Source organism: Aggregatibacter sp. 2125159857, assembly GCF_017798005.1.
Lineage (GTDB): Bacteria > Pseudomonadota > Gammaproteobacteria > Enterobacterales > Pasteurellaceae > Aggregatibacter.
Map to the genome: position 1 here is coordinate 1,549,247 of NZ_CP072548.1, position 13,789 is coordinate 1,563,035.

The window sequence follows — 13,789 nt, forward strand, 5'->3', positions numbered from 1 at the left end:
CAACAGCCACATAATATCGCGCAATCCACTTCTCAGGGCATGCTAAAAAAATCCATGAAAAAGCTTTGTATTCCCTGCCAAATTTCTGTTATTTTTAACCTCTTTTTTACTACTCGATATGTTTATTTAAGGAAAATTTATGCCACATTTGCTCAAATTAACCCAATTTGTGAGTAAAACCTTCGCACTTTGGGTGTTACTCTTTGCATTCCTTGCGTTTGTTTCACCGGAAGCCTTCCTCGAAATCCGCGGATATATCCCTTACTTACTGGGCATTGTCATGTTTGGTATGGGCATTACCCTCACCTTTAACGATTTCAGCGAAGTCGTTAAGCACCCGAAATCCGTCATTGTTGGTGTGGTTGGACAATTTGTGATCATGCCGGCTATTGCGTTTGCATTAGCAAAACTCTTTGCGCTCCCAACAGATTTAGCCATCGGCGTGATTCTGGTAGGCGCTTGTCCGGGCGGCACCTCCTCCAACGTGATGACCTATTTAGCGAAAGGCAACACCGCACTTTCTGTCGCGTGCACCACCATTTCCACCTTACTAGCACCGTTATTAACGCCGGTCATTTTCTATGTATTAGCCAGCCAATGGATTGATATTGATGCCTCTGCCATGTTTGCTTCGGTATTAAAAATGGTGCTCTTCCCGATTTTCTTAGGTTTAGTCATTCGCGCCTTGTTAAAAAAACAAATGGCCCAAATCAGTCAAACCATGCCGTTGGTTTCGGTGATTGCCATTGTGTTAATCCTTGCCGCCGTCGTCGCCGGTAGCAAAGACAAAATCATTGATTCCGGTTTATTAATTTTCGGTGTTGTCGTCTTGCACAACTGCCTTGGCTATCTCGTTGGGTTTCTCGCTGCCAAAGCCTTACGCCTCAATAATTACGATAGCAAAGCGATTGCTATTGAAGTGGGTATGCAAAACTCCGGTCTCGGCGCTGCCTTAGCCACCGCGCACTTTAACCCGATTGCCGCGGTGCCAAGTGCCGTTTTCAGTTTCTGGCACAATGTTTCCGGCCCGATATTAGCCAACTATTTCTCCACCCTGAAAAATCAGCATGACGAAGACCCGTCGTCATAATCCAAAGTTCTGCTAATAGGACCGCACTTACCTCTCCCTCCTTTCGACAAAACCGGTAAGTGCGGTTAAAAATCCCGTTGTTTTTTGCTATAATCCCGCGCAATTTTGCTTCCAAGATTTAATTAATGAATGACTATGACAACGAATTATTCCGCCAACGAAATTACCGTTTTAAAAGACCTTGAACCCGTACAACTCCGCCCGGGCATGTACACCGACACCACCCGCCCAAATCACCTCGCACAAGAAGTTATCGACAACAGCGTGGACGAAGCCCTTGCCGGTTTTGCCACGAAAATCGAAGTGATTTTGCATAAAGATCAATCCATTGAAGTGATCGACAACGGGCGCGGTATGCCGGTAGATATTCACCCGGTGGAAAAAGTATCCGGCGTAGAAGTCATCATGAGCAAACTGCACGCCGGCGGTAAATTCTCCAATAAAAATTACACCTTCTCCGGTGGTTTGCACGGGGTGGGGATTTCTGTGGTGAACGCCTTATCCGAGCGAGTTGATGTCACCGTTAAACGTAACGGTGAAGTGTATAAAATCGCCTTTGAAAATGGCAAAAAAGTAGAAGATCTCACCGTTATCGGCACCTGCGGTCGTCGCACGACCGGCACTACCGTGCACTTCAAACCCAATCCAAAATATTTCGACAGCCCAAAATTCTCTGCCAGCCGTTTGCGTCATTTACTCCGCGCCAAAGCCGTGTTGTGCTCAGGACTCGAAATTAAATTTATCGATAAAGTGAATGACACCGAAGACACTTGGCTTTATCAAGACGGCTTGAACGACTATTTAATGGAAGCGGTAAACGGTTTAGTCACCTTACCGGAACAACCATTCATCGGTGAATTTAAGGGCGAAAAAGAAGCGGTGTCTTGGGCGTTATTATGGTTGCCAGAAGGTGGCGAACTCATCGGCGAAAGCTATGTAAACCTGATTCCGACCGCACTTGGCGGCACACACGTCAACGGTTTGCGCCAAGGATTATTAGATGCCATGCGTGAGTTCTGCGAATTCCGAAATTTATTGCCGCGCGGTGTAAAACTTACCGCTGACGATTTATGGGATCGTTGTGCTTATGTGCTGTCCCTTAAAATGCAAGATCCGCAATTCGCCGGACAAACCAAAGAACGCCTTTCCTCCCGTCAAAGTGCGGTGTTTATTGGCGGCGTTGTGAAAGATGCTTTCAGTTTGTGGTTGAACCAAAATATTCAACAAGCTGAATTATTGGCAGATATGGCAATCAGCTCCGCCCAACGCCGTTTGCGTGCAGCGAAAAAAGTGGTGCGTAAAAAACTGGTGAGCGGTCCAGCCTTACCGGGCAAACTCGCCGACTGCAGCTCACAAGATCTGAATTTAACCGAATTATTCCTTGTGGAAGGCGATTCCGCCGGCGGTTCTGCCAAACAAGCACGGGAACGTGAATACCAAGCGATTTTGCCGTTGCGCGGTAAGATTTTGAACACCTGGGAAGTGTCTTCCGAACAAGTTTTAGGCTCGGAAGAAGTGCATAATATTGCCGTGGCTCTCGGCATTGACCCCGACAACGATGATTTATCCCAATTACGCTACGGCAAGGTCTGTATTCTCGCCGATGCGGATTCGGATGGTTTACACATTGCCACCCTACTTTGTGCCCTCTTCCTACGCCATTTCCCAAAACTGGTAGAACAAGGCCATGTGTATGTGGCGATGCCACCGCTCTATCGAATCGACTTAGGCAAAGAGGTGTTCTATGCCCTCGATGAAAGCGAAAAAGAGGCTATTTTGGATCGTCTCAAAGGGAAAAAAGGCAAACCGAACGTACAGCGTTTTAAAGGGTTGGGTGAAATGAACCCAATGCAATTACGCGAAACCACGATGGATCCGAATACCCGTCGTTTAGTCCAGCTCACCTTTGAAGCGCAAGGCGAAGAAAGCCAAGAAACAATGGAAACTATGGATATGTTACTGGCAAAAAAACGCGCTGAAGACCGTAAAAATTGGTTGCAAGCGAAAGGGGATCAAGTGGATTTGGCTGTGTAAGAAGAAAAGTGCGGTAACATTTTTAAACACCTCAAAACATTTCAAAAATCAACCGCACTTTAAATCTCCCCTAGCCCCTCTTTACAAAAGAGGGGAAACTTGGCGAAAGCCAATAAATTAAACGAATATTATCGACATAAATAAAACGCAAAAATAAATCATGACTGACTCCATCAACTACGAAGGCATTGAACAAATGCCACTACGCCACTTCACCGAAAGGGCGTATCTCAATTACTCCATGTACGTCATCATGGATCGCGCATTGCCGTTTATCGGGGATGGTTTGAAGCCGGTACAGCGACGCATTATTTATGCCATGTCCGAGCTTGGGCTGAATGCAGCGGCAAAATATAAAAAATCTGCCCGTACTGTGGGGGATGTGTTGGGTAAATTCCACCCGCACGGTGATAGCGCTTGCTATGAAGCCATGGTGTTGATGGCGCAGCCCTTCTCTTACCGTTACCCATTGGTTGACGGACAAGGCAACTGGGGCGCGGTGGACGATCCGAAATCTTTCGCGGCGATGCGTTATACGGAATCCCGTTTATCTAAAATTTCAGAAGTGCTATTGGCGGAGCTCGGTCAAGGCACTGTGGATTACCAACCAAACTTTGACGGTACCTTAGAAGAACCTCAATATTTGCCGGCACGTTTGCCGCATATTTTACTCAACGGTACGACAGGGATCGCGGTGGGGATGGCAACGGATATTCCTCCGCACAATATTAATGAAATTGCTGACGCTGCAGTGATGTTGCTGGATAATCCGAAAACCACCTTGGATGACTTATTAACCGTAGTACAAGGCCCGGATTTCCCGACAGAGGCGGAAATCATTTCGCCGAAAGAAGAAATTCGCAAAATATATCAACAAGGTCGCGGCTCTATCAAAATGCGCGCAGCATGGAAAAAAGAAGACGGGGAAATCATTATCAGCGCCCTGCCACACCAAGCCTCGCCATCCAAAGTGATTGCGCAAATCGCCGAGCAAATGACGGCGAAAAAATTGCCGATGGTAGAAGATATTCGTGATGAAGCGGATCATGAAAATCCGGTGCGCATTGTCATCGTGCCGCGTTCGAATCGCGTAGATACCGATGCCATGATGGCGCATTTATTTGCCACCACCGATTTGGAAAAAAGCTACCGTGTCAACATGAACATGATTGGTTTGGATTACAAACCGGCAGTGAAAAATTTGTTAGAAATCCTCACCGAATGGTTGACTTTCCGTCGCACCACCGTGACCCGCCGCTTGCAATATCGCTTAGATAAAGTGCTTGCCCGCCTGCATATTTTGCAAGGTTTGATGATTGCCTTTTTGAATATTGATGAAGTGATCGAAATCATCCGTCACGAAGATGAGCCGAAAGCCGAATTAATGGCTCGTTTCAACTTAAGTGATGCACAAGCAGAAGCCATTTTGAACTTGCGTTTGCGTCATTTGGCGAAACTGGAAGAACATCAGTTGCAAGCGGAACAAGCAGAGCTAGAAAAAGAGCGGTCATCTTTGGAAGAGATTTTAGGCTCCGAACGCCGTTTAAATACGCTGTTGAAAAAAGAAATTCAACAAGATGCCAAAACATACGCCAGCCCACGCCGTTCGCCGTTGATTGAACGCGCGGAGGCCAAAGCCATTGCAGAAAACGAAATGCTGCCGGCAGAACCGGTGACGGTGATTTTGTCGGAAATGGGTTGGGTGCGTTGCGCGAAAGGGCATGACATTGATCCGCAAGGCTTAAGCTACAAAGCCGGCGACAAATATTTGGCACATGCCTACGGCAAAAGCAATCAACCGGCGGTGTTTATCGACAGCACGGGACGCAGTTACGCACTGGATCCGCTAAGTCTGCCGTCCGCCCGTTCCCAAGGCGAGCCGCTCACCGGTAAACTTACCCTGCCGGCAGGCGCAACCGTTGATCAGCTGCTGATTGAAAATGAAGATCAACCGTTGCTCATGGCATCCGACGCAGGCTATGGCTTTATTTGTAAATTCGCCGATTTAGTCGCTCGTAACAAAGCCGGTAAAGCACTTATTTCCTTACCGGAAAACGCCAAAGTGTTACCGCCGTTAACACTGAAAAATCCGACCGCACTTTTAGTGGCTCTTACCTCCGCCGGCAGAATGCTGATTTTCCCTGCACAAGATTTACCGGAACTCTCTAAAGGCAAAGGCAACAAAATCGTCACGATTCCGTCCGCCAACGCCAAAGCGCGTTCCGAATTACTGGTGCGGTTATTGTTGATTGAAGAAAATTCCAGTCTCGTCTTCCATTCCGGGAAACGTAAAGTGACCTTAAAGCCGGAAGATTTACAGAAATTCCGTGCCGAACGGGGGCGCAAAGGGGCACAGTTACCGCGTGGCTTGCATAGCAACGTGGAAATTGAAGTGGTAACGCCTGAAGAATAAGGCGAAATTCAGACTCAAAAGGACGCATGATTGGCGTCCTTTTTTATATGCAAAGTGCGGTGGGTTTTCCGGTTATTTTTTATTTAAATTATCATAGTAATACAAATAACAATCCGCATGTAAAACGTGCGGTTTTTAGGCTCCTCTATAAGATAAGGACCGAATCCTCAAGGCGCTTGTGAAAACGGATAACCGTATGTAGCGTGCAACTTGTTGCACGAAATCGTGAATATACGAAAGGGTTAAATAACGTTCCGTGCGTGGTTTGGTCGTGCATCAAGATGCACGCTACGTGACTTGTGCATCGAGGTTAATCATTCGTGCAACAAGTTGCACGAAATCGTGAATACACGAAAGGGGTAAATAACGTTCTGTGCGTGGTTTGATCGTGCATCAAGATGCACGCTACATGAATTGTGCATCGAGGTTAATCATTCGTGCAACAAGTTGCACGAAATCGTGAATATACGAAAGGGTTAAATAACGTTCTGTGCGTGGTTTGGTCGTGCATCAAGATGCACGCTACACACGAAATTGTGAATTACGCATTGAGGTTGGTTATTCGTGCTGCAATCTCGCTAACCCCTGACTAATCAGCAAACATCCTTTCCAGCCCCAATAGATTCTATGCTGTTGAATGAGCCCGTTTTCGATTTCCATCAATTCTAGAATATCAATTTGCTCACCCTCATCGGTTTGTCTTGGATATTCCCAAACTAATAAACGCCCATTTGTGAGATAGTCACCACGCCGAAACCATTTAACCAATTCGTTAGGACGACGCTTTGTTCCTTCCTGTAAGAAAAATTTAATATCATCCTTGCCATTCAGTACGCCATTTGTCCTATCTAAGATAGCCGGAACCAAAGGACTTTCAAATACCGCATGATCCGCGTATAACGCAATTAGCGCTTCAACATCCCGCGCTTTCGCATACTCATGCCATTTTTCGTATATGTATCGAATCTCATCCATTTATTGTATCCACTTAACCTTCTAATAACGCTAGACGCTCTTTTGCTTCTTCAGAAAAACGGCTTTTTTGTGCGATTAAATCTTTATAAATAGAAATCGCCATCGGTCGGTTACGTTTTGTGCCTTCACCTCGTTCATACATTAACGCTAAACGGAAAATGGCTTCCTCATTGCCACGTTTCGCGCCTTTTTCTAACCATCGAAAAGCTTTGCTCAGGCTTTTAATCTTGTCCTCGTTGTAATACAACATGCCTAAAACTAACATGGCATGGGAATCATTGGCTGAGGCGGCTTTTTCCAATAAAGAGATGGCATGCGGAAGATTTTTTTTAATGCCATAACCGCCAGCATATAAAATCCCCAAATTTGTTAACGCCATGGCGCTACCTTTTTCGGCCGCTTCACTAAACCACCAATAGGCTTTACCGTAATCTTGTGCCACGCCATCACCACGGAAATAAAACCGCCCGAGATCAAGCTGCGCACGACGATCATCTTTCAGCGCCAAAATATGCATGGTATTAAATGCGGTACGTAAATCGCCGGCTTGTAAAAAGCGTTGCGCCAATTCCCTCAACTGGTCGTTCGTTAATTGATTACGTAACAGCTTATCCATCTCTTGGACGGTATTTCCCACGGAAATTGGAAGTCCAAGATTGGCTTGGGCGAAACCGCTCAATAACCCGAATACGAGGGCAATATATTTCAATTGTTTTTTCATCATCTGTCTATCTTTTCATCATCTCTCTATTTTTCACCCTTTATCTACAAAGTGGCATAAAGTAAATTCGCAAAAAACAATAGGGAAATCCCCATTTCGGTGAAACCCACTTGTTTGACCGACATTTTTTTCTGCGGCAACCAAATGGCACGAATGAATGGCGGCACAAACGCCAACGCCATGAGATATTGTTGGACAAAAACAAATCCGAGAATACAAAGGGCGTGAAAACCAATGGATAATTTTAAATACAACGGATTTTTACGCTCGCGCATAACGGATTTCACATATAAAGTGGTTCCAATAAAAAATAAGCTCGGATACAGCGCGACCAGCCAAATTTTGTCATCAAAAGTGCGGTCAGAAAAATAATAAGCTCCCATACCGGCAATGGCAAAAATCACGATACCTGCCAAATCATTTAAAAAAGCGCGCTCATCTTTCTGCTTAACGTAATAAATACTGATCAACACGAAAGGCAACATAGCCGCCACAAATAACACCGTATGCCAGTTATAAATCAATACCGGAATGGCAAAAATGACACAGGCGAAGAAATAAATCCACGACCATTTGATATACAGTTCCAAATTTCTGCCTTTAAATAAATTCAGAAACGGATAGGTCATTAAATACAAGGAAAACCACGCCAACAAAAAGAAAATATGCTGCCAAATCGGATGACTGAGCAACATTCCGTATAAAAATGGCATAAGCGCCATCACAATGGCACCGTGTTGATTCGAAATTAATAGCTTCATAAATCAGATGAATTATTGAATGGAAGGTTCAAGAATTTTAGAGGTTTTTTATGAAGATTGGTATAATCTCTGAGAATTATTTTTATTCAGAGGAAGATGACATGACACAAATTCAACGCATTGACACCAACGCTCGTCTTGCTGAAGCCGTAATTTATCAGGGTGTTGCTTATTTTGCAGGGCAAGTGCCGGAAACCAGCGTAGAACAGAATGCCTATGAGCAAACGAAAGAAGTCTTAACGCTTATCGACAAGTTGCTGGGAAAAATACATTCCCATAAACGCCGTATTCTAAACGCACAAATTTTTTTGGCGAATATGCAGGATTATGCGTTAATGAATCAAGCTTGGGATGAATGGGTTGATATGCAAAATCCCCCGGCGCGTGCTACCGTAGAAGCTAAACTTGCGGATCCTCGCTGGAAAGTAGAAATTGTGATCACGGCTGCGGTTTAATCCGCTAATTCTACCTCTAATAGTAACGGTGCATGATCAGAGCTTTCCGTGGGTTCTGTTGTGGCGTTCAACACATTCAGTCCACGCACAAAAACATGATCGAGCGGATTGTCTAAAAAGCGTAAGCGATGATCCTGAGCAAAAGACACTTCAGCCAAACCGAATTCGGTGATCAATTTTCGGATAATCGCCATGCGATAACCGCTCCAAGAATTAAAATCACCGGATAACACAAGAGGACCTTGATGTTGTGAAACTAACTGCATCAGTGTGCGAAGTTGTTCTTCATAAGCCGTCGGATACATTTCAAAATTAATCAAATGCACGTTGACCAATAACAGCGCTTGCCCATTGGACAGAGGTAAGCTCATCGCCGCCCCCACTTTTGGAATACGAATCCAAGGCTCAGATTTTGCGCCGGCACAGTAAAAATGCGGTGCAAATTGAGAGAGAATTTCCACGCCGGATTGTTGTTGTAAATAGGCAAAGGCGCTGGCATAAAGTGCGGTAGGAAATCGCGATGAATATTGCGCGGCCAATTCTTGTGTGTTTAACACTTCCTGTAATAACAACAGATCACGTCCCTGCGCCAAACGATTCAGTGCCTGTTGCCAACCGGCATCTTGCCCTTTATGCAAATTCCAAATCAATAAGCGAAATGTCTTTTGTGTGATTTCGGGTGGTACCTGGTCTGCTTGATAACACATTAACTCATCCTGTTTTTTTATCGGATGATAGGTGAGATTTGGCATCGTGGTAAAGTGAATATTGACAGGAGAGAAAATCGTTAGGCTATAAAAAAGATAGCCGGTAATCGCCGCTATAAGGAAAACGAGAAAAGTGATGAATTTAAAGGCGTGTTTTTTAAACATCATTACACCGGACGAATACTTTTCACATCAACGCTACAATCAAATTCGCGTTCTAATAATTGCAATTTAGGATCTTGCAATAAATCCTGTTTCGCCTGTTCCCGTAATTGGGCATAAATTTTACGGCGATAATCTGTCGGCGTGAGATACTGTTCGTCATCATTGATTTCAACAGCCAATGCAATGGTTTTCCCTAATACATGTGAAACCGACTGCTGCAGCAATTTACAATGTTTATCTTGATTCAAATGTGCATGACTGGAACGCACACCCAATTTAAGCGAATCTTCGCTTTCCGTCCAAATAAAGGTATTTAACGCAAATTCTTTGGTGAGATTTTCCACACCGCTTTGTTCAATTAACTGTGCCCAGCGATCTTGTTCTTCCGTTAAATGGACAATTTTTTGCTGTAATTCAGGGGTGATGTCTTGCAGAATGGCGGCCTTAATGTCTGAAGGTTTGGTACCTTGTTCAACCTGTGCTAGCTCCGGGTTGCTCCACTCCCAACGATAATCTTCGCCTAGCCCATCAGAATCGTTTTCTTCGCTCTCCGATTCATTCGGATTTTCCACCGCACTTTTAGCATCCAAGCTGTCAGAAGCCTGAGAAAGTGCGGTCAGTTTTTCAGAGGAATGTTGTGCTAGGCGCTCAGGCTTTTTTTTTTCTTGAGAAGGGCTACTCGGCATCGCATCCAGTTGATCTAATCCGTTTAATGCACCAAGTACAGGCGAACTCACCAAGGGTTCTGTCGATTGCGTGGATTGAGGTTGCGCTGTTTTTGTCACGGTTTCATTCGTAATGGATTTTTTACGATCTTGATAATGGGCTTTTATCGCCTGAGAAACCACCGGCATTTCAATTGCCGCTGAAGCAGTTTGACCAGAAGATTTAACACGATTTTCCACCGCACTTGATGGATTTTTTGGTGAACTTTCTTGAGTGCTGTTTTCAAGGTTTAGCGGCTGACCAATGAATTTCGGATGAAACGCCAACGCACGCAATAACACCATTTCTGCGCCCATGCGCGCCGTTGGTGCCAAACTTAATTCTTTCCGGCCACTCACAACCACTTGATAGAAAAACTGTACGTCCTGTGGTGCGATATGTTTCGCTAAAAAGCTAATGTGATCCGCTTCCGTTAACGAGGCTTGTGGCAATAATTGCTGCATTGCGATCTTGTGCAAATTTTCCGCAATTTCACGCAACAGCTCATCCCAATCACCTGCTTTATTCGCCACCTCACTGACAACTTGCATAAGCTTTTCGCCATTGCCTTGTTGCAAGGCATAAATAATCTCAATGGCTTGGGTTTCATCTAATAAACCAAGCATTTCATTGACGATATTGAGCGTGACATTGCCGTTACTCATTGCAATGGCTTGATCTGTCAAACTGAGACTGTCGCGGATACTGCCTTGTGCCGCACTGGCGAGTTTCTCTAATGCTAAAGACTCAAAGGGAATCTGTTCCTGATTTAGGATGTACCCCAAATGCTCGGCAATTTGGGATTTCTCCAAGGCTTTCAAATGGAACTGCATACAGCGAGATAAAATCGTCACCGGCAGTTTATGAGGATCGGTAGTCGCCAATAGGAATTTCACATATTCCGGCGGCTCTTCCAAAGTTTTCAAGAGAGCATTGAAAGAATGGCGTGAAAGCATGTGCACTTCATCGATAAGATACACTTTATAACGCCCCAACACCGGCTTGTATTGCACGTTATCCAACAGCTCTCGTGTATCTTCCACTTTGGTGCGGGATGCCGCATCGATTTCAATTAAATCGATAAAATTGCCTTCTTCAATGGCTTTACAATGTTCACATACGCCACAAGGCTCAGCGGTCACGCCATTAACACAATTTAGCCCTTTGGCAAATAAACGGGCAATGGATGTTTTCCCCACACCGCGCGTGCCGGAAAATAAATAAGCATGATGCAGGCGATTTTCACGCAAGCCGTTAGCAAGTGCGGTCAAAATATGTTGCTGACCGACAACATCAGCAAAGGTTTTTGGTCGCCATTTTCTTGCTAATACTTGATAACTCATGCTTTATCCCTGCCCGTTTAGAAAATTAATGACCGGCAAAATTAACTAAAGTATAAGGTTCTACGCCTAAATCGCGTAAGCGTTGTTCGCCGCCGAGATCCGGTAAATTGATCACGAATGCCGCATGTTTCACTTCGCCGCCTAAACGTTGTACTAATTTAACCGTGGCTTCAACGGTACCGCCTGTTGCCAATAAATCGTCAATAATCAATACGTTATCACCTTTTTGAATGGAATCCACATGAATTTCCAAGGTGTCTTGTCCATATTCCAATTCGTAAGATTGCGCAATGGTTTTACGTGGCAACTTACCAGGTTTACGTACCAATACAAAAGGCACATTTAATGCCAACGCCACCGGCGCACCAAAAATAAAGCCGCGGGATTCCGTCCCAATGACTTTATTAATGCCTTTCTCTTTGCAATGTTGCACCATCAAATCGATTGCCGCGCGAAACGCCGCCGGATTCTCAACTAAGCTGGTAATATCCCGAAAAATAATTCCCGGTTTTGGATGATCAGGAATGGATTTAATTGAAGAAGCAATAAGTGCAAGTTGTTTTTCCATTTTTTTACCTAAAAGTGCGGTTGTTTTTTCACGTGAATTAAAATGATAAGCCGGCGCGCATATTATCATAAATCGCTAGATTGCCGAACATTAATCATAAAGATCTTCGCCATTTTTTCGGGTGCGCAGAAGCTGCAAAATCCACACGTATTGTTCCGGGGTTTCGGCAACAAAACTTTCGATTTCTGCGTTCATGGCGCGAGCAGATTGATGCGGATCATCGCTAAGGTCCATTGCCGGATGAATTTCCATTTGGTATTTACCCAGCTGCGCGTTATAACGCGGAAACATCGGGATCACAACAGCTTTTGCCAACTTCGCCATTTTATTAATGCCCGGTAAAGTCGCTTTGTAAGTCGCAAAAAAATCCACATACACGCTTTGTTCTTCACCAAAATCTTCGTCCGGCAAATAATAGCCCATTTGTCCTTGTCGAATGTGGCTCAAAAACGGTTTGATACCATTTTGGCGCGCATGCATTTTGCCACCGAAACGTTGGCGTGCCAGCGTCCAAAGCCAATCCACCAGCGGATTGCGATGCGGGTTATACATGGATGTCATCGGAATGCCATGAGTGTGCAAAATAATCCCTGACGCATCAATTGCCCAACCGTGCGGCACCAGCAAAATCACATTTTTACCCTGCTCTTTTGCCTGTTTAATATGTTCAATGCCAATAAATTCACTACGTTGTTGCAAATGTTTTTTTGAACGCACCGCAATTTCGCCGATCCCTAACATCACTTGCGCTAATACAACAAACATGTCATCAATCACCTGTTCGCGGTGTTGTTCCGACCATTGCGGAAAACAATATTGCAAATTAATTTGAGCGCGTTTACGTTGTTTTTTCGCTTTATGTCCAACCAACAGACCAATATTGGCGGCGAATTTATCGCGCAAACGAAAAGGAATAAACGCCAGTAACAGCAAAACCAAAATACCGAGCCAAATGCCCCAGTATTTAGGCTTTAAATAGGACCACGAGAAATGCGGCTCATAGCCGACACGTGCCGTTAAACGAATATTTTGTTGAGAATCTGTCATAAAAAACGTTGCGGAAATTGACCGCACTTTATCCCGTTAGAAATTAAACCAGCCTTGATCAAAGGCCATTTTTATCGTCATGATGAAAGACATGACCACCACCATTGGGCGAATCAACGTTTTGCCTTTTGTCATCACCATTTTAGCGCCTAAATTGGCGCCAATAAATTGTCCCGCCATCATGGCCAAACCGACCGTCCATAAAATTTGCCCCCCAATAAGGAAAAAAATTAAGGAAGCCAAGTTAGAGGTAAAATTCATGACTTTGGCATGGGCGGTGGCCTTCGCTAAGTTAAAACCAAGTAATGTCACACATGCCAAGCTCATAATAGAACCGGTGCCCGGTCCAAAGAATCCGTCATAAAAGCCCATCAATGTGCCGATACAAAAAGCGAAAACTCGATAAGACAGACGTTGTTTACGATCTTCATCGCCCAGTTTAGGGGTCACTAAAAAATAAATGCCGATCGCTAAAATTAAAAATGGCAGAATTTTTTTAATGACGGAGGCGTCAATCAGCTGAATTAAAATCGTTCCGGCGACAGCACCAAAGAAAACCATCAGCAAAATTAACCAAACTTCCGAAAAATTGACCGCTCTTTTACGTAAAAAATAAAGACTGGCGGAAAAGGAGCCGCCACAGGCTTGTAGCTTGTTAGTCCCCAACGCGACCGCAGGAGGAATGCCTGTCATCAGCAATGCCGGAATCGTGATTAATCCGCCACCGCCGGCAATAGCGTCAATAAAACCGGCAACAAAAGCGACCACAAATAAAATGGCTAAAATATCAAGACCGAATTCCATC

General features: G+C 44.6%; 12 protein-coding genes. 4 read left to right on the plus strand and 8 right to left on the minus strand.

What is annotated here, in order from left to right:
* Positions 1 to 139: 139 nt before the first annotated feature.
* The 3 genes from J5X96_RS07595 (at position 140) to parC (ending at position 5,537) form a co-directional block, all read left to right on the plus strand.
* Positions 140 to 1,090 carry a bile acid:sodium symporter family protein gene (locus J5X96_RS07595; protein WP_209362789.1) on the plus strand — a complete coding sequence of 317 codons (951 nt, stop codon included), beginning with the start codon at positions 140 to 142 and terminating at the stop codon, positions 1,088 to 1,090.
* 135 nt (positions 1,091 to 1,225) lie between these two features.
* Positions 1,226 to 3,124 carry a DNA topoisomerase IV subunit B gene (parE, locus tag J5X96_RS07600; RefSeq protein ID WP_209362791.1) on the plus strand — a complete coding sequence of 633 codons (1,899 nt, stop codon included), beginning with the start codon at positions 1,226 to 1,228 and terminating at the stop codon, positions 3,122 to 3,124.
* 160 nt (positions 3,125 to 3,284) lie between these two features.
* The gene (gene parC, locus J5X96_RS07605) at positions 3,285 to 5,537 is read left to right on the plus strand and encodes a DNA topoisomerase IV subunit A (RefSeq protein WP_245193459.1); all 2,253 of its coding nucleotides are present in this window, start codon (positions 3,285 to 3,287) and stop codon (positions 5,535 to 5,537) included.
* 558 nt (positions 5,538 to 6,095) lie between these two features.
* Here parC and J5X96_RS07610 read toward each other — a convergent pair.
* The 3 genes from J5X96_RS07610 to J5X96_RS07620 are packed head-to-tail and all read right to left on the minus strand — an operon-like array spanning position 6,096 to position 7,994.
* Positions 6,096 to 6,512 (minus strand): nuclear transport factor 2 family protein, encoded by a 417-nt coding sequence (locus J5X96_RS07610; protein WP_021617006.1) that lies wholly within the window; start codon positions 6,510 to 6,512, stop codon positions 6,096 to 6,098.
* 13 nt (positions 6,513 to 6,525) lie between these two features.
* A complete protein-coding gene (locus J5X96_RS07615; RefSeq protein WP_209362793.1) occupies positions 6,526 to 7,236 on the minus strand; it encodes a tetratricopeptide repeat protein in 711 nt (236 codons plus the stop codon).
* A gap of 41 nt (positions 7,237 to 7,277) precedes the next feature.
* Complete coding sequence (locus J5X96_RS07620) at positions 7,278 to 7,994, minus strand: YwiC-like family protein (RefSeq protein ID WP_209362794.1); 717 nt, start codon at positions 7,992 to 7,994, stop codon at positions 7,278 to 7,280.
* 101 nt (positions 7,995 to 8,095) lie between these two features.
* On the opposite strand from J5X96_RS07620, the gene J5X96_RS07625 reads away from it, so the two are divergent.
* Positions 8,096 to 8,449 (plus strand): RidA family protein, encoded by a 354-nt coding sequence (locus tag J5X96_RS07625; protein ID WP_209362796.1) that lies wholly within the window; start codon positions 8,096 to 8,098, stop codon positions 8,447 to 8,449.
* Here the strand turns inward: J5X96_RS07625 and J5X96_RS07630 are convergent.
* The 5 genes from J5X96_RS07630 to J5X96_RS07650 are packed head-to-tail and all read right to left on the minus strand — an operon-like array spanning position 8,446 to position 13,788.
* Complete coding sequence (locus tag J5X96_RS07630; protein ID WP_209362798.1) at positions 8,446 to 9,324, minus strand: endonuclease/exonuclease/phosphatase family protein; 879 nt, start codon at positions 9,322 to 9,324, stop codon at positions 8,446 to 8,448. The two genes, J5X96_RS07625 and J5X96_RS07630, sit on opposite strands and share 4 nt — an antisense overlap.
* Positions 9,324 to 11,369, minus strand: a complete 2,046-nt coding sequence (gene dnaX, locus J5X96_RS07635; protein WP_209362800.1) for a DNA polymerase III subunit gamma/tau — start codon at positions 11,367 to 11,369, stop codon at positions 9,324 to 9,326. The genes J5X96_RS07630 and dnaX overlap by 1 nt, the downstream gene beginning before the upstream one ends.
* Before the next feature lie 25 nt (positions 11,370 to 11,394).
* Positions 11,395 to 12,006, minus strand: a complete 612-nt coding sequence (apt, locus tag J5X96_RS07640) for an adenine phosphoribosyltransferase (RefSeq protein ID WP_209362802.1) — start codon at positions 12,004 to 12,006, stop codon at positions 11,395 to 11,397.
* 21 nt (positions 12,007 to 12,027) lie between these two features.
* Positions 12,028 to 12,984 carry a lauroyl-Kdo(2)-lipid IV(A) myristoyltransferase gene (gene lpxM, locus J5X96_RS07645; RefSeq protein ID WP_209362804.1) on the minus strand — a complete coding sequence of 319 codons (957 nt, stop codon included), beginning with the start codon at positions 12,982 to 12,984 and terminating at the stop codon, positions 12,028 to 12,030.
* 36 nt (positions 12,985 to 13,020) lie between these two features.
* Positions 13,021 to 13,788: a TSUP family transporter gene (locus J5X96_RS07650; RefSeq protein ID WP_209362805.1), complete on the minus strand. Its 768-nt coding sequence runs from the start codon at positions 13,786 to 13,788 to the stop codon at positions 13,021 to 13,023.
* Position 13,789: the final 1 nt, after the last annotated feature.